18 protein-coding genes and 1 tRNA gene are annotated in these 19,576 nt (G+C 56.3%); 9 read left to right on the top strand and 10 right to left on the bottom strand.

The genetic code is table 11. From position 1 onward, the window contains the following. Nucleotides 1-49 precede the first annotated feature (49 nt). From AC2FLG_RS04080 to AC2FLG_RS04070, 3 genes are all read right to left on the bottom strand, one after another. Entirely contained in the window at nucleotides 50-1,723 is a 1,674-nt protein-coding gene (locus tag AC2FLG_RS04080; protein ID WP_496705082.1) for a sulfatase-like hydrolase/transferase, read from the bottom strand. Between the two features lie 66 nt (nucleotides 1,724-1,789). After that, the gene (gene nqrM, locus AC2FLG_RS04075) at nucleotides 1,790-2,026 is read right to left on the bottom strand and encodes a (Na+)-NQR maturation NqrM (protein WP_271948901.1); all 237 of its coding nucleotides are present in this window, start codon (nucleotides 2,024-2,026) and stop codon (nucleotides 1,790-1,792) included. 14 nt (nucleotides 2,027-2,040) lie between these two features. Continuing rightward, nucleotides 2,041-3,066 (bottom strand): FAD:protein FMN transferase, encoded by a 1,026-nt coding sequence (locus tag AC2FLG_RS04070; RefSeq protein ID WP_496677047.1) that lies wholly within the window; start codon nucleotides 3,064-3,066, stop codon nucleotides 2,041-2,043. A 363-nt stretch (nucleotides 3,067-3,429) separates the two neighbouring features. Between AC2FLG_RS04070 and AC2FLG_RS04065 the strand changes: the two genes are divergently transcribed. Then, the gene (locus AC2FLG_RS04065; RefSeq protein ID WP_142636370.1) at nucleotides 3,430-3,954 is read left to right on the top strand and encodes a CBS domain-containing protein; all 525 of its coding nucleotides are present in this window, start codon (nucleotides 3,430-3,432) and stop codon (nucleotides 3,952-3,954) included. 3 nt (nucleotides 3,955-3,957) lie between these two features. Here the strand turns inward: AC2FLG_RS04065 and AC2FLG_RS04060 are convergent, their stop codons facing one another. After that, on the bottom strand, nucleotides 3,958-4,728 hold the full coding sequence (locus AC2FLG_RS04060; RefSeq protein ID WP_496705081.1) for a metallophosphoesterase family protein: 771 nt from the start codon (nucleotides 4,726-4,728) through the stop codon (nucleotides 3,958-3,960). A 159-nt stretch (nucleotides 4,729-4,887) separates the two neighbouring features. Here AC2FLG_RS04060 and AC2FLG_RS04055 point away from each other — a divergent pair, with 159 nt between their 5' ends. Together AC2FLG_RS04055 and tviB are read left to right on the top strand one after the other, a co-directional pair. Then, on the top strand, nucleotides 4,888-5,901 hold the full coding sequence (locus tag AC2FLG_RS04055) for a GDP-mannose 4,6-dehydratase (protein WP_281995105.1): 1,014 nt from the start codon (nucleotides 4,888-4,890) through the stop codon (nucleotides 5,899-5,901). 5 nt (nucleotides 5,902-5,906) lie between these two features. Further along, nucleotides 5,907-7,190 (top strand): Vi polysaccharide biosynthesis UDP-N-acetylglucosamine C-6 dehydrogenase TviB, encoded by a 1,284-nt coding sequence (tviB, locus tag AC2FLG_RS04050; RefSeq protein WP_496705079.1) that lies wholly within the window; start codon nucleotides 5,907-5,909, stop codon nucleotides 7,188-7,190. 53 nt (nucleotides 7,191-7,243) lie between these two features. On the opposite strand, the gene nqrF is transcribed toward tviB, so the two are convergent. Genes nqrF through AC2FLG_RS04020 form a run of 6 tightly spaced genes read right to left on the bottom strand, consistent with a single transcriptional unit; the run spans nucleotide 7,244 to nucleotide 13,104 of the window. Continuing rightward, entirely contained in the window at nucleotides 7,244-8,467 is a 1,224-nt protein-coding gene (gene nqrF / locus AC2FLG_RS04045; protein WP_281972904.1) for an NADH:ubiquinone reductase (Na(+)-transporting) subunit F, read from the bottom strand. Between the two features lie 10 nt (nucleotides 8,468-8,477). Next, on the bottom strand, nucleotides 8,478-9,086 hold the full coding sequence (gene nqrE / locus AC2FLG_RS04040) for an NADH:ubiquinone reductase (Na(+)-transporting) subunit E (protein ID WP_142636377.1): 609 nt from the start codon (nucleotides 9,084-9,086) through the stop codon (nucleotides 8,478-8,480). Further along, on the bottom strand, nucleotides 9,086-9,739 hold the full coding sequence (locus AC2FLG_RS04035; protein WP_142636378.1) for an NADH:ubiquinone reductase (Na(+)-transporting) subunit D: 654 nt from the start codon (nucleotides 9,737-9,739) through the stop codon (nucleotides 9,086-9,088). The genes nqrE and AC2FLG_RS04035 overlap by 1 nt, the downstream gene beginning before the upstream one ends. Continuing rightward, on the bottom strand, nucleotides 9,739-10,554 hold the full coding sequence (locus AC2FLG_RS04030) for a Na(+)-translocating NADH-quinone reductase subunit C (RefSeq protein WP_496705077.1): 816 nt from the start codon (nucleotides 10,552-10,554) through the stop codon (nucleotides 9,739-9,741). Before AC2FLG_RS04030 ends, AC2FLG_RS04035 begins: the two co-directional genes overlap by 1 nt. Beyond that, nucleotides 10,547-11,755 carry an NADH:ubiquinone reductase (Na(+)-transporting) subunit B gene (locus tag AC2FLG_RS04025; protein ID WP_496701836.1) on the bottom strand — a complete coding sequence of 403 codons (1,209 nt, stop codon included), beginning with the start codon at nucleotides 11,753-11,755 and terminating at the stop codon, nucleotides 10,547-10,549. The genes AC2FLG_RS04030 and AC2FLG_RS04025 overlap by 8 nt, the downstream gene beginning before the upstream one ends. 5 nt (nucleotides 11,756-11,760) lie before the next feature. Continuing rightward, nucleotides 11,761-13,104, bottom strand: a complete 1,344-nt coding sequence (locus AC2FLG_RS04020) for a Na(+)-translocating NADH-quinone reductase subunit A (protein WP_496705076.1) — start codon at nucleotides 13,102-13,104, stop codon at nucleotides 11,761-11,763. Nucleotides 13,105-13,380: 276 nt separating this feature from the next. On the opposite strand from AC2FLG_RS04020, the gene AC2FLG_RS04015 reads away from it, so the two are divergent. From AC2FLG_RS04015 to AC2FLG_RS03990, 6 genes are all read left to right on the top strand, one after another. Continuing rightward, nucleotides 13,381-14,496 carry a THUMP domain-containing class I SAM-dependent RNA methyltransferase gene (locus AC2FLG_RS04015; protein ID WP_496701835.1) on the top strand — a complete coding sequence of 372 codons (1,116 nt, stop codon included), beginning with the start codon at nucleotides 13,381-13,383 and terminating at the stop codon, nucleotides 14,494-14,496. 115 nt (nucleotides 14,497-14,611) lie between these two features. After that, nucleotides 14,612-14,688, top strand: a tRNA-Pro gene (locus AC2FLG_RS04010). A gap of 24 nt (nucleotides 14,689-14,712) precedes the next feature. Next, nucleotides 14,713-15,633: a hypothetical protein gene (locus AC2FLG_RS04005; RefSeq protein WP_496677025.1), complete on the top strand. Its 921-nt coding sequence runs from the start codon at nucleotides 14,713-14,715 to the stop codon at nucleotides 15,631-15,633. Nucleotides 15,634-15,652: 19 nt separating this feature from the next. After that, entirely contained in the window at nucleotides 15,653-16,081 is a 429-nt protein-coding gene (locus tag AC2FLG_RS04000) for a plasmid mobilization protein (RefSeq protein WP_082643591.1), read from the top strand. Continuing rightward, nucleotides 16,075-17,649 carry a relaxase family protein gene (locus tag AC2FLG_RS03995; protein WP_496677021.1) on the top strand — a complete coding sequence of 525 codons (1,575 nt, stop codon included), beginning with the start codon at nucleotides 16,075-16,077 and terminating at the stop codon, nucleotides 17,647-17,649. Before AC2FLG_RS04000 ends, AC2FLG_RS03995 begins: the two co-directional genes overlap by 7 nt. Before the next feature lie 633 nt (nucleotides 17,650-18,282). Then, nucleotides 18,283-19,179 (top strand): sulfotransferase domain-containing protein, encoded by an 897-nt coding sequence (locus tag AC2FLG_RS03990; RefSeq protein ID WP_496705074.1) that lies wholly within the window; start codon nucleotides 18,283-18,285, stop codon nucleotides 19,177-19,179. Nucleotides 19,180-19,576 lie beyond the last annotated feature (397 nt).

Here is a 19,576-nt window from a genome sequence, read left to right as displayed (position 1 = left end):
GGGTGAACCGCCTTTTGCCCTGATCAGGTCAGAATTCATGTTACAAAGGCTATTCCTTGCCGGTATGGTCCAGATAGGGGCGAGCTTTGCGGCCTCTGTATTTCACGGTCAAATCCAGTGGCGCGTCGTTTTCGTCATAGATTCCAATAACCACCCCTCTGCCCCGACTATTGGTGCGCATTTCGATCAGTTGCTGTTCGGAACGTGTTGTGCGCTGCGACGGGCGACGCGCCCAAGTGAACAGATGGTCATACATCTTGGCGATGATATCCGCGTGTTCAGCACTGTTGCCAAGGTCGGTTAGTTCATTCGGGTCGTTTTCAAGATCGAACAGCAGTGGCCGATGCCCGCCTTCGCAATGGATCAGCTTCCAATTCTTGTTGGCCACCATGAACATCACTGCATCCCGAACCGAGGCATTCAGCTTTTCCGCCATGGGCGAGGCGGAATAGTCATACTCACTGACTACCACATCCCGAGGTGTCTCGACCTGATGGCCACGCAAGATCGGCAACAAGGAGTGACCTTCCAGAATGTGACCCGACGCTTCGCCTCCGGCTATGTCCAAGAATGTTGGGGCGAGGTCGATGGACTCGACCAGCGCGTCGCTCACAGTGCCACGGGTCGCCTCAGCCTCGGGGGATGGGTCATAGATGATCAACGGCACCTTGACCGATGCGTCCTGGAAAAAGGTCTTCTCACCCATCCAGTGATCGCCCAGAAAATCCCCGTGGTCCGAGGTTAACACGATCATTGTGTCCTCCATCCGACCCGTCTTTTCCAGCCATGCGAACAGCCGGCCCATCTGGTCGTCGGCCTGCTTGATCAGACCCATATAAGCGGGGATCACGGCGTCGCGCACATCCTGCCGCGAGAACGCCTCGCCAACCTTGGTGTCCATGAATGCTCGGAGCACCGGATGCGCTTTCTGGCGTTCCACCTCAGACCGGACCACGGGCAGGATATGTTCCGGTCCGTACATTGAGGCATAGGGTTCTGGCACCACATAGGGCCAATGCGGTTTGATAAAGCTCAGGTGGCAACACCAGGGGCCGTCATGGGTTTCCATGAATTCGATCCCGCGCCCGGTCAGATAGGGCGTTTCGCTGTCTTCCTCGGCAATATTCGCCGGCTGGGAAGAGTTCTTGAGAAACCAGCCCGACAGAACATTGCCCTCAGCGTCGAGACCTGAATTGGCGAAGTCATGCCAGGGGTTGTCGCTGTCATATCCTTTGGCCGATAGGTATTTGTTGTATTCCTTGGCCCCGTCCGGGTCATAATACCCATCCGGCCCTTCGGGCAGCATTCCGTCATCACGCTCGAACACGTCGAACCCGCATTCGGCCACGCGCGCACCAATCAGACTGTCCGGTTCCAGCCCCAGCCGCGCCATTCCCTCGGCATCCGCACGCATATGGGTCTTGCCCACCAGCCAACAGTCCATCCCAGCTTTGCGCAGATGATCACCCATGGTCATCTCACCCACTTTCAGCGGGATTCCATTCCAAGAAGCCCCATGCGAATGCACATAGCGCCCGGTATAGGTCGACATACGGGAGGAACCGCAAATAGGAGACTGGATATAGGCCCTGTCGAACCGCACACCACGCGCAGCCAGGCGGTCTATGTTGGGGGTGTGCAGATGCGGATGTCCGTAACAGCTCAGATAGTCCCAGCGCAGCTGGTCGAACATGATGAACAGGATGTTTCTTGCTTTGGCCAAATCTGCGCCCCCGTTATTCAGGGACCTGCTTAGCCAATTCCAACCGCCAAACGAAGCGCTAAGTTATTAGGCCTGCCGTTCCATCTGCTCAAGCATCTTTTGGGCGCGTTTGCACTGAAGCTTGTCGCGCAAGGGGCTGTTAGGGTCCACGTCCTTTTGGCAGACCACACATTTATCCGCACCCGAGATCGCATTCAGGCCACCGCAGCTGCCCTTGATGGTCTTACCCATCAACATTACACCCAGCGACATGCCAACCATGATGATCAGCAGCAGAATGAAGGCCAGAATAAAAGTGCTCATCTCAGCTCAACCCGTCAGTTGGTGCCCAACGCCTCTTTGAACGCTGTGCTGTGTACCGTGATATAGGCATCCTCACCGCCTGTCACATCCCGCGAGATGAAATACACGGCAAGTTTATGCGTCTCGGCAAGTTTCAAACCCTTTTCCTGACCCAAGGCCAACATCGCTGTCGCCCAAGCATCTGCCATCATAGCATTTTCGGCCAGTACCGTGACCGAAGTGGTCCGATGCGTGATCGGGCGGCCAGTAGTTGGGTCAATGATATGCGAATACCGCACACCATCTTGTTCAAAGAAATTCTTGTAATCGCCGGATGTCGCCATACCCAGATCATCAAGTTGTACGATCAACTGCAGATTCTGCGCATCGGCCTGGGGTTTTTCGATCCCGATCCGCCAAGTCTCACCCTTGTCGTTTTCGCCTCTTGTGACCAGATCGCCGCCTATCTCGACCATATAGTCTTCAATCCCAGCCGTGCGCAGCGTTTCGGCCACGGCGTCGATGCCATACCCCTTGGCAATGGCGGACAGGTTAATGCCGACTCCGGCATCGGCCTTCGCCAAAGTTCCGGCATCGCGATCCAGTTGCAGCAATCTGGCCTGTCCGACCTTGCCCAAAGCCGCCTGGATGTCAGCATCTGCGGGCACCGGATCTTCCGGTTTGCGCGGACCAAAGCCCCAAAGCTCAATCAGCGGGCCGAGAGTCACGTCGAATGTACCCCCGGATTTCTCGTGCACATCATTCGCGGCATCAAGCACCAGCGCAAATTCATTCGAAACGGCAACAGGTTCAGTGCTGCCCGAGTCCGAGAAGGTCGAAACCTCGGAATTCGGGTCCCAGTTCGACATCTTTGCGTTAACTTCGGCCAGCGTCTGTTCGACCGCACCCGCCAGCGCTTCTTCATCAACATCGACACCGATGGCCGTGATGTTGAATGTCGTCCCCATCGTTTCGCCTGACAGGCGTACCACCTCGGGCTCTTTGTCGAACAAGCAGCCGGAAATAAGTGTGGCGACAGCCAGGACTGGCAAGAAACGCATATGGGTCCCTCCTGAGGAAAAGCGTGCCCGGCATATGACAGCGGCCCCAATCAGAGTCAAACCTGCATCAGGCTTTCAGCGGCAGGAAGCCTAGCGCCAACAAACCGATTCCGGCGGGCACCCCGAACAGCCATGCTTTCTTCTGCCATCCCGGGGCCTGCTGTTTCCAGGTCATGCGAAAATTATGGCCACAAACGACAACCGCAAAAAATATCAGCACGGCAACAGGGGGGGTCAGATAAAAGTTGGACAACGGGCCGGATTTCCTTGGTTTTTGGCAGATTTCCCCGGATTGGGCATTTGTACCCTATACAGGTCATATGGCTGCGGTAAGGTGAAAAGCAAAGCAAGAGGAGATTGCCCATGGCCCCAAGCTCTTACCAGCCACCGACACGCGGCGACAAGGCCGCGGCTGCCTCGCATAGCCAGTCGGTTGAATCGAACCTTTCTCATACACAGACAACAGTCGAAAAGCTGCTTGTTGGCAAAGGGGACGCGGTTTTTTCCGTGCGCCCGAAAGACACAATTCATTCGGTGGTGAATATCCTCAAGGAAAAGCGGATCGGCGCTGTGGTGGTGACAGATCAGAATGGTACGCTTCAGGGTATCCTGTCCGAGCGTGATATTGTGCGCCGTATGGCCGATACTCCGGGCCAGACCCTGCCCCAATCTGTCGAAGATCTGATGACCCGCAGCGTACAGACCTGCGCGCCCGAGGATCTGTTGAACGATGTGCTGAAAACCATGACGGAGGGGCGCTTTCGCCACATGCCCGTCCTCAGCGATGGCCATCTTCGTGGCGTGATCACGATCGGTGATGTCGTGCATTTCCGCCTCAAAGAGCTGGAGTATGAAGCCCTTCGCATGAAGCAGATGATCGTCGGTTGACAGCTATTCCGGCTGCTCGTCGGTTGCGATGAACCGGACCTCGCCGGCGCGAATATCAGTGGCGGTCAACCTGCCACTGAAGAAGGCGCCGGTGTCGATCGAAACAACGCCATTCTCAGCGCGGGGCTCTGACGTGATCGTATGACCATGGACAACCCACTGGCCATCTTCCCGCATCTGCCGTGAGAAATTCGGATGGCCCCACAGGCGGACTTGGCGTGTCTGCTCATCCAATGGCTTGCCCGGGTCCAGCCCTGCATGCACCACGGTGACATTGCCGCTGGTCCAGGTCAGGGGACGGTCGTGCAGCCAAGACAGCAAATCATCGCCCATCGCGCGTCGCAATCTGTCAGCCACCGAGATGGCATCCGTGCCGACCGTGTCTTCATCCACACCGGTTATCCCAAATGAGGCGAGCGTCTGCAGGCCACCGTTTTGCAGCCAAAGCCTGCCGACCCGTTTTGGGTCATCGGTGAACCGCAACAGCATCTCCTCGTGATTACCCAGCAGGCAAATGAAATCATTGCCCCGGACCCGGCTAAGGTGCCGTAACTGGTGCAGCACCTGGGCGCTGTAATTGCCACGATCAATGTAGTCCCCGACAAAGATCGTGGGGCAATCTGGATCCAGCCTTGCCAGCAAAGTTTGCAACAGATCCAATCGCCCGTGGATATCTCCCACGGCATAAAACCTCTGGTCAGGCGCGATGTCAGAAACTGAATTCTGCGCCGCCTGAGGTTTTTTCCACCTGGTTTTGATCCAATCCCACACCATCGCAATTTCCTACCCTGACTGGCGGGCAACAACAATCCGCAAGTGAATTCGGGTTCCGGATTGCCCCAATGGCGCGGTTTGTGGGAAAATCCCCTTGACCTTGAGGGGCTGAAAGTATCCCTGATGTTTCAAACGGTTTTGGTTTGGGTCGAGGGTTAAATGAAGCGCGTATTAGTCACAGGCACAGCAGGGTTCATCGGTTTTCACCTGGCAAAACTACTACTGGCCGAGGGGTTTCAGGTTCACGGCTACGATGGGATGACGGATTATTACGACGTCTCGCTCAAGCAGCGCCGCCATCAGATGCTCTTGCAATCCCCTGGGTTTTCCGCAACCGAGGATCTTTTGGAAAACTACGAGCAGCTTGCAAAGGTCGCTGAGGAGTTCCAGCCCGAGGTGATCGTGCATCTCGCGGCGCAGGCTGGTGTCCGCTATAGCCTTGAGGACCCGCGCAGCTATATCAATTCCAACGTGGTCGGCACGTTCAACGTCATGGAAATCGCGCGCGAGCATAAGGTAGACCACCTTCTGATGGCTTCGACATCCTCGGTTTATGGCGCCAACGAGGTCATGCCCTTTACTGAGGTCGAAAAGGCCGACACACCGCTGACGATTTACGCCGCAACCAAAAAGGCAAACGAGGCGATGGGCCATTCCTATGCCCATTTGTGGAACCTGCCCACGACCATGTTTCGGTTCTTCACCGTGTATGGAACCTGGGGGCGACCCGATCTTGCGCTCTACAAATTTGTGGACGCCATCCTGGATGACCGCCCGATCGATATCTATAACCACGGCGACATGTATCGGGATTTCACCAATGTCGAAGACCTTGTCCGCGGTATCCGACTGCTGATCGACGTCCCTCCGGTGCGGCCGGACAGCGCAGATGAGATTGAAGAAGGTGACAGCCTGTCGCCGGCGGCGCCCTGGCGCGTGGTGAATATCGGCAATGGCGACAAAGTGCGGCTGATGGATTTTATCGAAGCCATTGAGGAAGCTATCGGCAAGAAAGCCATCCGCAATTACATGCCTATGCAGATGGGTGATGTTCCTGCCACTTGGGCGAATAGTGATCTGCTGCAAAAGCTGACCGGCTATCGTCCGCAGACAAATTTCAAAGATGGAATCGCCCAGTTTGTCGAATGGTTCCGCGACTATCATGGTAAGTGACGCATATGCTTGAAACCGACCCCAATTCCCGAAAGATTGCTGTGATCGGGCTGGGTTATGTCGGCCTGCCCCTGGCCGTGGCCTTCGGCAAAACTGGCAAGGTGATCGGATTTGACATCAATGCGGCGCGGGTCGAGGCACTACGCGCTGGCGTAGATGCAACGCATGAGGTTGAGCCACATGATCTGAGCGCGGCGGGCGGCCTGAAATTCACAACCAACCCCTCGGAGATTGCCGATTGCGATACCTATGTCGTAACCGTCCCCACGCCGATCACCGCAGGTAAGCAGCCTGATTTAGCCCCCCTTCTGGCCGCGTCGGAAACAGTTGGCCACGTATTGAAACCCGGTGATTTGGTGATCTACGAATCCACCGTCTATCCCGGCGCAACCGAAGAAGATTGCGTTCCGGTGCTGGAACGCGCCTCGGGCCTGACCTTCAACACGGATTTCTTTGCAGGCTACAGCCCCGAGCGGATCAACCCCGGTGACAAGACCCACCGCATCGCGGACATCTGCAAAGTCACCGCTGGTTCAACCCCGCAGGTCGCTGATCTGGTTGACGCGCTCTATGCCCGGATCATCACCGCCGGAACCCACAAGGCCGAAAGCATCCGCGTGGCTGAGGCCGCGAAGGTGATCGAAAACACCCAGCGCGATCTGAATATTGCGCTGGTGAACGAGCTGGCAATGATTTTTGGGCGCATGGGAATTGATACTGAAGCAGTGTTGCGCGCAGCAGGAACCAAGTGGAACTTTTTGCCCTTCCGCCCCGGCCTGGTGGGCGGGCATTGTATCGGCGTTGACCCCTATTACCTGACGCACAAGGCCGAGGCCATGGGCCATCATCCCCAGATCATTCTGGCAGGGCGCCGCCTGAACGACAGAATGGGCAGCTATGTGGTGTCACAACTGGTTAAACGCATGACCCGTTGCGGTATCAATGTTGGCGCCGCCCGTGTTCTGGTGATGGGCCTGACGTTCAAGGAAAACTGCCCCGACCTGCGCAACACCCGTGTCGTCGACATTATCGAAGAATTGCAAAGCTATGGCATCAGCGTCGATGTCCACGACCCTCATGCCGACCCCAAAGCCGCGCATGAAGAATACGACCTGGCCCTGATCGACCAACCTGAGCCAGGGTTCTATGACGGGGTCGTCCTTGCCGTCGCGCATGCGGAATATCGGGCACTCGATCCTTTGCAGTTTCGAGCCTATGGCAAAGAAAACAGCGTAGTCTTCGACATCAAATCCTGCCTGCCACGCGAGGCAAGCGACCTGCGCCTGTAATCAAACCAAAAGGCCTAAAATGAAACCGGCGCCACAGGGCGCCGGATAACTGATTACCCGCCGAAATCGTCGAGCATGATATCTTCGCGGTCCACACCCAGATCCAGCAGCATGTTGATGACTGACTGGTTCATGATCGGCGGGCCACACATATAGAACTCGCAATCCTCTGGAGCGGGGTGGTTTTTGAGGTATTCGTCGAACAGCACGTTATGGATAAAGCCGGTATAGCCTTTCCAGTCATCCTCGGGCTGGGCATCCGACAGGGCGACATGCCATTCGAAATTGTCGAACTCTTCCGCGAGGCTGTCGAAATCCTCGACAAAGAACATCTCTTTCTTGGACCGGGCACCGTACCAGAAGGTGATCTTACGGTCGCGATTCTCAAGCCGTTTGAGCTGGTCGAAAATATGGCTGCGCATGGGCGCCATACCAGCACCACCACCGATGAAGACCATCTCTCTTCCGGTCTCGCGGGCGAAGAATTCACCGAATGGACCCGAGATCGTGACCTTGTCACCCGGTTTCAGGTTGAAGATATACGACGACATCTGGCCCGCCGGTATCCCTTCGGAACCCGGAGGCGGTGAGGCAACCCGGACGTTCAGCATGATCATGCCCTTTTCGTCCGGATAGTTGGCCATGGAATAGGCGCGTTCGATGGGTTCGGCAACGACCGAGTCGTATTGCCACAGATTGAAGCGATCCCAATCTTCGCGATATTCCTCCTCGACATCGAAATCAGTGTATTTCAGCGCATGGGCGGGGGCTTCGATCTGGATATAGCCACCAGCGCGGAAATTCACATCCTCACCTTCGGGCAGGTCCAGCGTCAGCGCTTTGATAAAGGTGGCAACGTTTTCGTTCGACCGAACCGTGCATTCCCATTTCTTGACGCCAAAGACCTCTTCAGGGACTTCGATATCCATGTCCTGCTTGACCGCAACCTGACAGGACAGGCGGTCACCGCAAGCGGCCTCGCGCTTGGTGATATGGCTTTCCTCGGTAGGCAGGATCGACCCACCGCCGGAATGCACGCGCACGCGGCATTGCGCACAGGTGCCACCGCCGCCACAGGCGGACGGTACGAACAGTTTCTCAGCCGCCAGCGTTTGCAGCAGCTTGCCACCGGCGGGCACGGACACGGTTTTCTCACCATTGATGGTGATGTTGACATTGCCCGTCGACACCAGCCGTGACCGAGCGGCCATGATAAGGGCGACAAGCGCCAGAACGATCAGCGTGAAAAGAACGACGCCAAGGCTAAAGGTTTCCATTGCCGCCCCCTTACAGTTTCACGCCCGAGAAGGACATGAAGGCCATCGCCATCAGACCCGCGGTGATAAAGGTGATCCCCAGACCCTGTAGGCCATCGGGAATGTCCGAATATTTCAGCTTTTCGCGTACGCCCGCCATTGCGGTAATCGCCAGCGCCCAGCCAAAGCCGGAAGACAGACCATAGGTTGTCGCCTCGGCAAAGTTGTAATCTCGCTCGACCATGAACAGCGACCCACCCAGAATGGCGCAATTCACCGTGATCAGCGGCAGGAAAATACCCAGCGCGTTGTAGAGCGGCGGGAAATACTTGTCCAAGACCATCTCGAGGATCTGAACCATCGCCGCGATCACGCCGATATATGAGATCAGGCCAAGGAAGGTCAGGTCCACATCCGGGAACCCGGCCCAGGCCAGCGCGCCCGGTTTCAGCAGATAGGTCAGCAACAGGTTGTTGGCGGGAACGGTGATCGCCTGCACGACCATGACCGAGATCCCAAGACCCAGCGCGGTCGAGATTTTCTTGGACACGGCGATGAAGGTACACATGCCAAGAAAAAAGCTGAGCGCAAGGTTTTCGACAAAGATGGCCTTTACGGCCAGTGAGATAAGCCCTTCCATCAGTGTGCCTCTACCTGCTGGATTTTGTATTCACGTTCTTCGACCTGGTTCGGCTTCCATGTACGGAAGGCCCAGATGATCAGGCCGATGATGAAGAACGCCGAAGGCGGCAACAGAAGCATACCGTTAGGTACGTACCAGCCGCCATTGTTCACAGTCTGCAAGATGGTGACACCGAACAGCGACCCGGCGCCCAACAGCTCGCGGATAAAGCCGACTAGCAGCAGGATCAGCCCATAGCCCATGCCGTTGCCAACACCGTCGATAAAAGATGCGATTGGGGGGTTCTTCATCGCAAATGCCTCGGCACGGCCCATCACGATACAGTTTGTGATGATCAGCCCGACGAAAACCGACAGGGTCTTCGAAATCTGAAAAGCATAGGCCTTGAGAACCTGATCCACCAGGATCACCAGCGATGCGATGATCACCATCTGGACGATGATCCGGATTGAGCCGGGTATCTGGTTGCGCAGCATCGAAATGAACATCGACGAGAAGGCGGTCACGAAGGTCACAGCCAGCGCCATTACAAAGGCCACCTGCAACGAGGAAGTCACGGCCAGCGCGGAACAGATGCCCAGGACTTGCAGCGTGATCGGGTTATTGTCGACAAGCGGGTCGACCAGCATCTCTTTCTTGGTCTGAGACATCAAAACTCTCCTGCTTGCAGTTTGGCCAGGAACCGGGCGTAGCCCGCGTCACCCATCCAGAATTTCACCAGGTTATCGACACCAACTGAGGTCAGAGTGGCCCCAGCAAGCGCGTCGACATAGAAATCGGGACCGGCGGCGGGTTGCGACTTGGCGACGGTAATCTGCAGCTCGCCTGCATCGTCGCGCAATTTCTTGCCATTCCACAGACCTTTCCATCGCGGGTTGTCCACCTCGGCGCCAAGGCCGGGGGTCTCACCATGCTGATAGAACTGCAGGCCGTAGATGTCGTTGCCGTTATTTTCTAGAGCGATAAAACCATATAGCGTCGACCACAGGCCATAACCATGCAGCGGCAGAATCACTTTGTCTAAATCGCCCGCATCATCGCGCAACAGATAGATCACTCGGTACTTGGCCTGACGACCAATACCCGCCGGGTCAGTGTCCAATACTACACTGAGTTCAGGATCACTTGCAGCGGCCTGGTCATCAAAGGTGGCCGGATCGAACTGATCGTCGACAAATTCGCCGGTGGCAAGCTCGAGCACATGCGGCTCGAACGCAGCGAAGGCTTCGGTCACGTCTATGCCCGGCTCGAAGACACCAGCCACCTGCAAAACGTTAACCTGTTTGTCCTTCAGCGCGTTGGCTTCTTGCACCGGGCGCAGGCTGACCGCAGCAGCGGAGACCACCATCGAGGCAACAAGACAGACGGCAACGGCGACGAAGATCGTCTTGCCAACCGAATCCGGCGAGGCGGCCAGAAAGCGAGCCAATGCGCCCTTGGGTTCTTGAGGTTGCGGATCAGACATGGCGACGCGCCCTCCGTTTGATATTGGCCTGCACGACGAAATAGTCGATCAGCGGTGCAAAGACATTGCCGAACAGGATGGCCAGCATCATGCCTTCGGGGAAGGCCGGATTAATCACGCGTATCATCACAACCATCACACCGATCAAGGCGCCATAGATATAGCGGCCCAGGTTGGTGTGGCTGGCGGAAACCGGTTCGGTCACCATGAAGGCCAAGCCAAATGCATACCCACCCAGAACCACATGCCAATACCACGGCATCGCGAACATCGGGTTGGTATCCGACCCGATCAGGTTCAGCAGCAGAGTAAATCCGATGGTCCCGGTCAGACAGCCAACGATCAGGCGGTAATTGGCAATCTTGGTCATCAGCAAGAAGGCCATACCGATCAAGCAGGCCAAGGTCGAGGTCTCGCCAAAGCTGCCCTGAATGGTGCCGTAAAAAGCGCTGGACCATGTGATCCCTTCGGCAGCAAGAGCCTGTACGCCCTCGGCCGCTGACACCGCCAGCGCGGTTGCACCCGAGAACCCGTCAACCGGGGTCCAGACCGAGTCACCCGACATCTGCGCAGGATAAGCGAAGTACAAAAACGCACGACCAACCAACGCGGGGTTAAGGAAGTTCTTGCCGGTGCCGCCAAATACCTCTTTGCCGATAACCACACCGAAGATGATGCCCAAAGCCACCTGCCACAAGGGTGTAGTGGCCGGCATAATCAGCGTGTAAAGCATTGATGTTACGAGGAAACCTTCGTTCACCTCATGACCACGCACGGTGGCAAAGATGACCTCGAATATGCCGCCTGCGACCAGTGTGACGATGTAGATAGGCAGAAAATACATCAACCCGTGCATCACATTTGCAAAGACACTGCTGGGGTCCAGCGAGATACCAAACATCTGCAGCAGAGCGATGCGCCAACCGGCGGCAGAGTCCGGCCCGAGGCTGGCGATAGCCGAGTTGGCCTGATAGCCGGTGTTCCACATCCCCCAAAGGATACAGGGAATGGTCGCGATCACGACATAGGTCATGATCCGCTTCATATCCACGTAAGACCGCGCATGCGGGGCCACAGAGGTCACGGTTTTCGGAGTGTAGATAAAGCTTTCGACCATCTCGTAGATGGGGAAATACTTTTCGTACTTGCCGCCCTTGGTAAAGTTCGGCTCGATCCGATCGAAGAAGCTGCGCAAACCCATTTGGATCAGCCCTCCTTTTCAATCTTGTTCAGGCAGTCGCGCAACGCCAGCCCGTATTCATATTTTGCCGGACAGGCAAAGCCGACAAGGCCCAGATCCTCTTCGTCCAGCTCGAGCGCGCCCAGAGCTTGCGCGGTATCGGTGTCCATCACCAGTAGTGCCCGCAGCAGTTGCGTCGGCAGATAGTCCTGCGGCATCAGCTCTTCGAACGTACCCGTGGGCACCATGGCGCGGCGCCCCCCATTCAGATTCGAGCTGAGCGCGTACAGCTTTTTGGCGAAAGCAGAACCCAGCACCGGCTGAACCGCAAATTTCGAAGGCATCGGGCGGATCCAGCCCATCGGAATCTGGTCGTGGTCCTCACGGATGATGGTCATCTGCCTTGCAAAACGCCCCAGATAAGCCGTTGGGCCATCCGCATGCTGACCAGATAGGATCGAGCCCGAAATGATCCGTGCCGTGCCGTCCACATCAATCTCATCCCTGGTCAGGTCTTCGGTCGACGCTCCCATCACCGTACGGATCAGGCGCGGCTGACGAGCACCCGGGCCAGTCAGGGCGATCACCAGATTAGGGTCCAGATGGCCCGTCTGCATCAGGCGGCCAATGGCGATGACATCCTGATACCCGATGGTCCAGACCTGCTTTTCGCCCGCAAGCGGTTCGAGGAAATGGATGTGGGTTCCGGCCAAACCCGCAGGATGCGGACCAGAGAATGCCGCCGCCTCAACGTCTGGCAGATCGCTACCCGGAACTGAAGCACCGTCCTGCTGGCACAAATAGGTTTTGCCCTCGGACAACTTGGATACGGCTACCAGACCATCCGCAAATGCTTTGCCCGCGTCATTGATGATGATTTCTGCATCTCCGGCCAGTGGTTCGCTATCCATGGCTGTGACGAAAATCGCTGCTGGCTTGGTGCCCGGAACTGGCATCTTGGAATAGGGACGCGTACGGAAAGCGGTCCACAGCCCCGCGGCGCATAGCTTGGCGGTGACACCCTCGGCGCTGTCCGCATCACCAACACCCGAGAAATCGATACCCGTGTCGTTGGCATCCGCAACCTCGATCACAACGCTCTGCAAAACCCGGCGCGCACCACGGTTGATGGCAACGATCTTACCACTTAGCGGGGCGACCATCATCGCCTCGGGTGCGTCCTTGTGACAGAATAGCGGAGTGCCACGTTGAACGTCATCCCCCTCCTGAACCAGCATTCGCGGTTTCAAGCCAAGGTAATCGCCCCCCAAAACCCCAACAGTCTTGAATTCTGGACCCGGATTGATGGTTTGCTCCGGTGCGCCTTGCACCGGCAACTCCAACCCTTTTTTCAGTTTGAAAGTTTGCATGTCGCTACGGTCTTCCAAGCCTCTTTACCTGTGCCGGCTGAGCCAACACCTATCTAGTGTCAGACAATAACGCGAGAATTCCAAGCAGTCGTCGCAAAAGCGTCGAATTGCGACTGAAATCCGCGGCCGTCCCTCTGATTGTGGCCCCTTTACGCGGGGATGATACCAAAAGCAAACCTGTAACCGTCAAAATTCCCTCACGGTATTCACTTTCTTGTATCACTTTCGCTGAAATTGCCTGTCGCGCCCCGATCATGTCCGGTGTAAGCACCCTTGATGGAACAAACGAACGATCTGGAAATTTTTCTGGTAGCAACGCCCGGACTAGAGGCGCCGCTGCATGCCGAGGCCACCGAACAGGGATTCGCCGATGCCAAGGTCATTGCTGGTGGCGTGGTTTGTCGGGGCGGGTGGCCCGAAGTCTGGCGTGCCAACCTTTGCCTTCGGGGCGCAAATAAAGTTCTGGTTCGGATTGGCAGCTTTCCCGCTGTCCATCTTGCACAACTGGACAAACGTGCCAGAAAATTTCCGTGGTCAGATTTCCTGCGCCCGGAAGTGCCGGTAAAAGTCGAGGCGACAAGCCGCAAATCACGCATCTATCATGCGGGTGCCGCGCGCCAAAGGATCGAACGAGCGCTGGCCGAGACACTGGGGACTCCAATCTCGACAGATGCAGCCCTGCGCGTGCTTTTGCGGATTGAGAAAGACATCTGCACATTCTCGATCGACACCTCCGGAGATCCCCTGCACAAGCGAGGTCACAAGACTTCCGTCGCCAAGGCCCCCATGCGCGAGACAATGGCGGCCATGTTCCTGCGCGAATGTGGCTATCACGGGACCGAACCGGTGCTGGATCCCATGTGCGGGTCGGGCACTTTCGTCATCGAGGCTGCCGAGATCTCGTTGGGCCTGCTTCCCGGTCGCACGCGTAATTTTGCATTCGAAAGCCTAAGGAGTTTTGATCCCGACATCTGGTCCGACATGCGCGCCGGGTCACCCTCCCCTGCCCCCGAGGTTCAGTTCTTCGGCTCCGACAGGAATGCAGGTGCGATCGAGGCCGCAAAAGCTAACGCGGAACAAGCCGGTGTTTCGACCAATACAACATTTCATTGCCACTCCGTCAGCGATCTGAAGCCCCCGCAAGGTGCTGAGGGGTTAGTGATCGTAAACCCCCCTTATGGCACCAGGATAGGCGATGAAAAACGTCTGCGATCCTTGTATGGGAGTTTCGGCAAGGTTCTGATGTCACGCTTCAAAGGCTGGCGCGTTGGCATCGTAACAAGCACCCCATCCCTGGCCCATGCCACACGCCTTCCTTTGCTTCCGGCAGGGCCGGTAGTGGATCACGGCGGCACAAAAATCCGACTTTATCGCACTGACCGCCTGATCTGACATGGGGCTAATCACAGGGATTTTGAGCCTGTCCAAAGCCTGTTACTAATCACAAACCAGACCCAGAATCCCTCTTGCACATCCAAACCCTCAGGTATAAATCAGCCGCCACGGTCGGAGTGTAGCTCAGCCTGGTAGAGCACTGTCTTCGGGAGGCAGGGGTCGGAGGTTCGAATCCTCTCACTCCGACCAATAAAATCAATCAGTTAAATACGAATGAACTGCGCCGCCACCGCAGCATACCCGGATTTTGTCCGGATTATTCTGTTTTCAGGGTCTGGTTTCCGAAGAAAAGTGAAAGAAAAACCGCTGAGGGGGCGGCCACCCACCTCAACGGTAATGCAAATTTATCCGCACGAACAGAATACCAAATTCGCAGCCGGTCCGCAATCGCGGGAGGCGCATATGTCTAGGCTCAATCGCTTTGAATGGCTCAAGGCCGTTCTGCAATGCGCTGACCTCAACTCGTCAACTAAGGTAGTTGCCTCAGCGCTTTCGGTACAGTTCGCCAACGACAGGACCGGCCAACTCAATCCCTCACTAAAAACGCTTGATGAGTTCCTGGTCGGAATGTCGCTAGCAACCATCAAACGCTGCCTCAAACAGCTTGTCGAGTTCGGTTGGCTGTTTCGAACTGAAGGGCGTGGCGCAGGCAATCACACAGAATACGACCTTCGCTCCCCAACAAAAATCATCCCGTTTCGCCGGAGGAAAAAGGATGCACCGATGAGCCTTTCAGAAGGGCGAAAGGGTTCGCCCGTGAGAGACAAAGGGCGCATGGGTGATCTTTCCTATATAAAGAAAGAACAATCCATAGAACAAAACCTCGCGCTTGAGCCGGATCTGCCGAATGGTGGGCCATCCGACTCGGCGCGCGTGGGCAGTGCGCAACCCGAATTCGTCTCGCGCCAATCTTTCGGCTGCCGCCAATGGGAGCAGTTCACCGAACGAATGTTTGGTGCTTGGATCGACCGGGTACTTCCTGAAGCCATCGAAAACAACGAGCGCGGCTACTGGCTCCCCGGCAGGTTCCCTCCAACGAACAAGAACGAGTGGCCCGTGTTGCGCAGCTGGCTCATCACCGAAGGCTGGACCCTGTTTGCACCATCGAAGCAGGAACTGTGCCATGCGGTCTGAGCAAAGAGCAAGGCGACCCATGTCATACGCTGGCGCTGCTGACACGGGACCTTGCGAGGGGTGGCAAGCCTCCCCTTCGAACCCCACCGGCGGAGGCACGCCGCCCGCCAAAGCGCCGCTCACCGAGACCTTCGTCTTTCGATGTAGCGTTGCTGAGAAGGCTGAGCTTCGCGCCAAAGCCGAAGCTGCCGGAGTGTCTGCCGCGACCCTCTTGCGCGAAGCCTTGGGTCTGACGGAAGCACGTCGTCGCAAGCCTGCGCCTCGCGTCGACCCCGCTCTGGTCCTGGCACTAGGGCGCATTGGCGGTAACCTCAACCAGGTTGCGCGGGTTGTGAATCGGGCGCTTCTGATTGGTCGGGTTGACATGGATACGCTGGCCGTCGCCCGACAACTGGTTGTGATTGAACGCCAGCTTACCAAGATCCTTGATGAGGCACGACAATGCTGATCAAGTTCTTTCCCAATGGCAAAGGCGCGGGTGCTGGTCCAGTTGGCTATCTCGTCACGCGTGAGGTCTTGGCCTATGACTCCAATCGCGATCTAATCCGCGATGCTGATGGCCAGCCCATGACGGTCATACGCGATCCTTTGCCTGAAGTGCTGCGCGGCGATTCCACCCGCACCGAGGCCCTGATCGACGCCAGTCGCAATCAGTGGACCTACCGCGCGGGCGTCATCAGCTTTGCCAGCGAGGACGCACCCACCGTAGCCCAGCAGGTCGAAGTCATGAACGCCTTCGAGGCACTGGCATTCGCTGGTATGGACAGTGAGCAATTCGACTTGCTCTGGGTCCGGCACAGCCACGAAGACCGAGTTGAGCTGCATTTCTGTACACCGCGTTTGGAGCTGACAACCGGTAAAAGCCTCAACATCGCACCACCTGGCTATCGGACAGCCTATGACAGTCTGCGCGACTTAATGAACAAGACGCACGACTGGGCCGATCCGATGGATCTGGAACGCACACAGGAGGTTCAAGCCACCGTTGAGGCCCCAACTAGGGCACAGGGCCGCGAAGAACTCCACGAATGGATCTTAGACCAGATCAGCATCGGCACCATCACCGACCGCGCAAGCATGGTCGATGCCCTGACCGACGCAGGTTTCGATATCCCCCGCGTAAGCAAAAATTACATCACGGCCAAAGACCCCGACACAGGCGAACGCTGGCGATTGAAAGGAGAGATTTTCCATGACGACTGGCAAGCCGACCCGGCTGAGCGAGAAATTGAACGCGGACTTGGACAAGATCCGAAAAGAGCACGCCGCCTTGATGGATTCTCAATTGCAGAGCTTCAGGAGCGATATTCAAGCATGTGTAACACTCGCGCGGAATACAATCGAAGCCGATACCCGCACGTTTTTGGATTGGAGCGGGACGACCTGGCAGAGTCACATCGACAAGATCAAATTCCTGATTCAGATCTCACCTTGGGCGGTGATAACGGCCTGTATGGTGTTGATCGCAGCAACCTTAGGACTGACTTTTCTGTGGAGCTGGAAACTCTCAACGATAGCCGCCTCGACGCAGCTAGAGAGGTTGGGCATCCAGGCGGTACTTCACGAGGGAGCGACTTATTTGATCCTGCCGCCAGAAACATCAAGCATGCGCACCTGTTCGGTGGCGAGCCGATTGGTTTCTTGCATCAGAGTGGAGCCAAACTAGATGGACCAATCCCTGACAGCCTTGGAGCGAGATTTGCTCGCGTGCGTCGAGCAGTTGGTGACGGCTTGCGAGACCTCCGCCTCGGAATTGCGCAATTTGGAAGAACGCTCGACGACCGGGATCGAGGCCAGGCTAAATGGCTTAACGCAGTGCATCGAGCTGCTGATGAAATCACATCTCAAGTCCGTAGCTACATTGGCCGACTTGCTGACCGAAGAACAGAACTACACCACGCTGGAAGAGAACTTGCAGACGAGTTTGAAGCTAGCGAGAGCCGCCGAAACTCTGCTGCAAGAGAGCTGAATCATGGGCTGCTTGAACGAGACCAAGACTACGGCTTCCATCTTTGATCTGAAGGAATGACGATGCCCACTCATCACGAACGCTTCACCATGAGCTTCCGCCAATCCTGCGCCTGCGGGATTGACTACAGAGAATTTGAAAGAGTCGACTCGCTACCGATAGGCATTCCACTAGTTGCAATTGCAGGGGTTTGGGGCGATTGCTACAACTTACGGTGTCTGTTTATGGACACTGACGGAAATCAGTATTTGCGGAATGTGTTCAGGACCAAAAACGGCTACTTGATACCAGAACTTGGGGTCGATGCGAAAATGATCAAAATAGGCCAAGTTGTTCTAGCCTAGCGCTCAACTGCGTATTCTCAGTGAATTGACGCCTGAATCCCAATAAAACTGCCGCCCAATCCCGTTAAGAACGTGCATCCAGACCGATGACCCTCGATCGCCGTGCCACAGGCTACTTGGCAGGAATGGCCACTCAGCTGCCATTCGCTGCGATTGCAGCACCGAGCACCAAGGATGGTATGAATGCGCGGAAAGCGGATATTCATGAAGTTAGCAGCAAAGGTCTGCAACGAGCCTATTGGCGACATTTTTTCGCCTCGCGTTCCTGACGCTCAAACAGCTTTGCGGTTGGATGATGGACGGCTAAAGTGGAGTTACGGACGAGGGAGAAGTCCAATGCAGACAGTTCATACAGAACGTCACCGCGATTATCTTGGCCCGGTCACGAATACCGACATTTGGGATGAATTTCAGCTGCGGCCCAACGACGTGATTGTTTGCACGCCCCCAAAATGCGGCACGACATGGACGTTGAATATCGTCATGATGCTGATACATGGCAGGGTCGTTCCGGATGCCGGCAACAGAGAAGAAGCACCTTGGCTCGATTGTGGATTTCGCGACCGAAAAGCAATCGCCGCAAAGCAAGCCAGCTTGACGCGTAGGCGCTGCCTCAAAAGCCATACACCCATGGACGGCATCTCATATGGTTTAGAGCCAACCTATATCGTTGTGTATCGTCATCCGATCGATGCCCATTTCTCCTTTCGGAGCCACGTTGAGAACATGAAAGACGCTGGTCCCCTTTTAGAGATGTTCCCTGATGATATCCGGGCAGGCTTCAACAGATTTGTTGAGGAACCAGTGACCGATACGGGCACAGATGATCTTACAGTGCACTCCATTATACGTCACTACCAGCAGGCCAGAGTGCGTGAGGGCAAGGGGAACGTGCATTTCTTCCATTACGCCGATCTGAGCAAAGACCTGCACGGACAGATTGCGCGGCTTGCTCGAATTTTGGAAATCGATCTGCCACCGGAAATTTTGACTGCGCTGACAGAGGCAAATACGTTTGCCAATATGCGCAAGGTAGTCGAAGCCAGCGAAAGACGCTTTCACAAAGATTCGCCCTTCGTGGACCAAGCGAAGTTCTTTGCTTCCGGCACATCCAACAAGTGGGAAGGCCGCCTTAGTGACAATGAACTCGCACGCTACCATGAACGTTGCGCTTCGCTCCTGTCGCCCGAGGACGCTGCCTGGTTGAACTGGGGGGATCAGCGAGAACCGTGAGGCTGTCGTCATTTGATTTGACGCCTCGGTTATACACAAACGCTTAACAGAAACGTCGTCCCGCTCAGCATTGTTATGAAACGCGGCCAGCGAATGGCAGCTTAGTCCGCGTCACAGCCATCCACGAACCAGACAGGAAATGTCCGGTTTGCGCGGATCGCGACCTGCTGCATGAGCGAAAGGCTGAAGTGTGATCAATGGCGGTTCAGGGCTCATTCGACCAATTCGGGCCCGTCGCAGAGAAAGTCCGGTGCGAGCCCAACCTGCTCGTTCTTCAGGTTGCAGCGAATGGCCGATTTCAGTCGCCGTTGACAGGTGCAGACGACATCTGCGCGGATTTGTGAACGACTACGCCGATCGTTACGAGGACCACGCCCAGGGCATCCACACCGCTCGG

Source organism: Ruegeria sp. CDSA193, assembly GCF_059611885.1.
Note: the sequence above shows the minus strand (reverse complement) of the source record. Positions and strands in the feature narration are given on the sequence as shown.

Bases quoted from the DNA above. Each gene is read 5' to 3' on its own strand.
- AC2FLG_RS04015 (WP_496701835.1), top strand. From the start codon at position 13,381: ATGGAACAAACGAACGATCTGGAAATTTTTCTGGTAGCAACGCCCGGA.
- nqrE (WP_142636377.1), bottom strand. From the start codon at position 9,086: ATGGAAGGGCTTATCTCACTGGCCGTAAAGGCCATCTTTGTCGAAAAC.
- AC2FLG_RS03990 (WP_496705074.1), top strand. From the start codon at position 18,283: ATGCAGACAGTTCATACAGAACGTCACCGCGATTATCTTGGCCCGGTC.
- AC2FLG_RS04030 (WP_496705077.1), bottom strand. From the start codon at position 10,554: ATGTCTGATCCGCAACCTCAAGAACCCAAGGGCGCATTGGCTCGCTTT.
- tviB (WP_496705079.1), top strand. From the start codon at position 5,907: ATGCTTGAAACCGACCCCAATTCCCGAAAGATTGCTGTGATCGGGCTG.
- AC2FLG_RS04055 (WP_281995105.1), top strand. From the start codon at position 4,888: ATGAAGCGCGTATTAGTCACAGGCACAGCAGGGTTCATCGGTTTTCAC.
- nqrF (WP_281972904.1), bottom strand. From the start codon at position 8,467: ATGGAAACCTTTAGCCTTGGCGTCGTTCTTTTCACGCTGATCGTTCTG.
- AC2FLG_RS04020 (WP_496705076.1), bottom strand. From the start codon at position 13,104: ATGCAAACTTTCAAACTGAAAAAAGGGTTGGAGTTGCCGGTGCAAGGC.
- AC2FLG_RS04070 (WP_496677047.1), bottom strand. From the start codon at position 3,066: ATGCGTTTCTTGCCAGTCCTGGCTGTCGCCACACTTATTTCCGGCTGC.
- AC2FLG_RS04060 (WP_496705081.1), bottom strand. From the start codon at position 4,728: ATGGTGTGGGATTGGATCAAAACCAGGTGGAAAAAACCTCAGGCGGCG.
- AC2FLG_RS04000 (WP_082643591.1), top strand. From the start codon at position 15,653: ATGTCATACGCTGGCGCTGCTGACACGGGACCTTGCGAGGGGTGGCAA.
- AC2FLG_RS03995 (WP_496677021.1), top strand. From the start codon at position 16,075: ATGCTGATCAAGTTCTTTCCCAATGGCAAAGGCGCGGGTGCTGGTCCA.
- AC2FLG_RS04005 (WP_496677025.1), top strand. From the start codon at position 14,713: ATGAACTGCGCCGCCACCGCAGCATACCCGGATTTTGTCCGGATTATT.
- AC2FLG_RS04065 (WP_142636370.1), top strand. From the start codon at position 3,430: ATGGCCCCAAGCTCTTACCAGCCACCGACACGCGGCGACAAGGCCGCG.
- AC2FLG_RS04035 (WP_142636378.1), bottom strand. From the start codon at position 9,739: ATGTCTCAGACCAAGAAAGAGATGCTGGTCGACCCGCTTGTCGACAAT.
- AC2FLG_RS04025 (WP_496701836.1), bottom strand. From the start codon at position 11,755: ATGGGTTTGCGCAGCTTCTTCGATCGGATCGAGCCGAACTTTACCAAG.
- nqrM (WP_271948901.1), bottom strand. From the start codon at position 2,026: ATGAGCACTTTTATTCTGGCCTTCATTCTGCTGCTGATCATCATGGTT.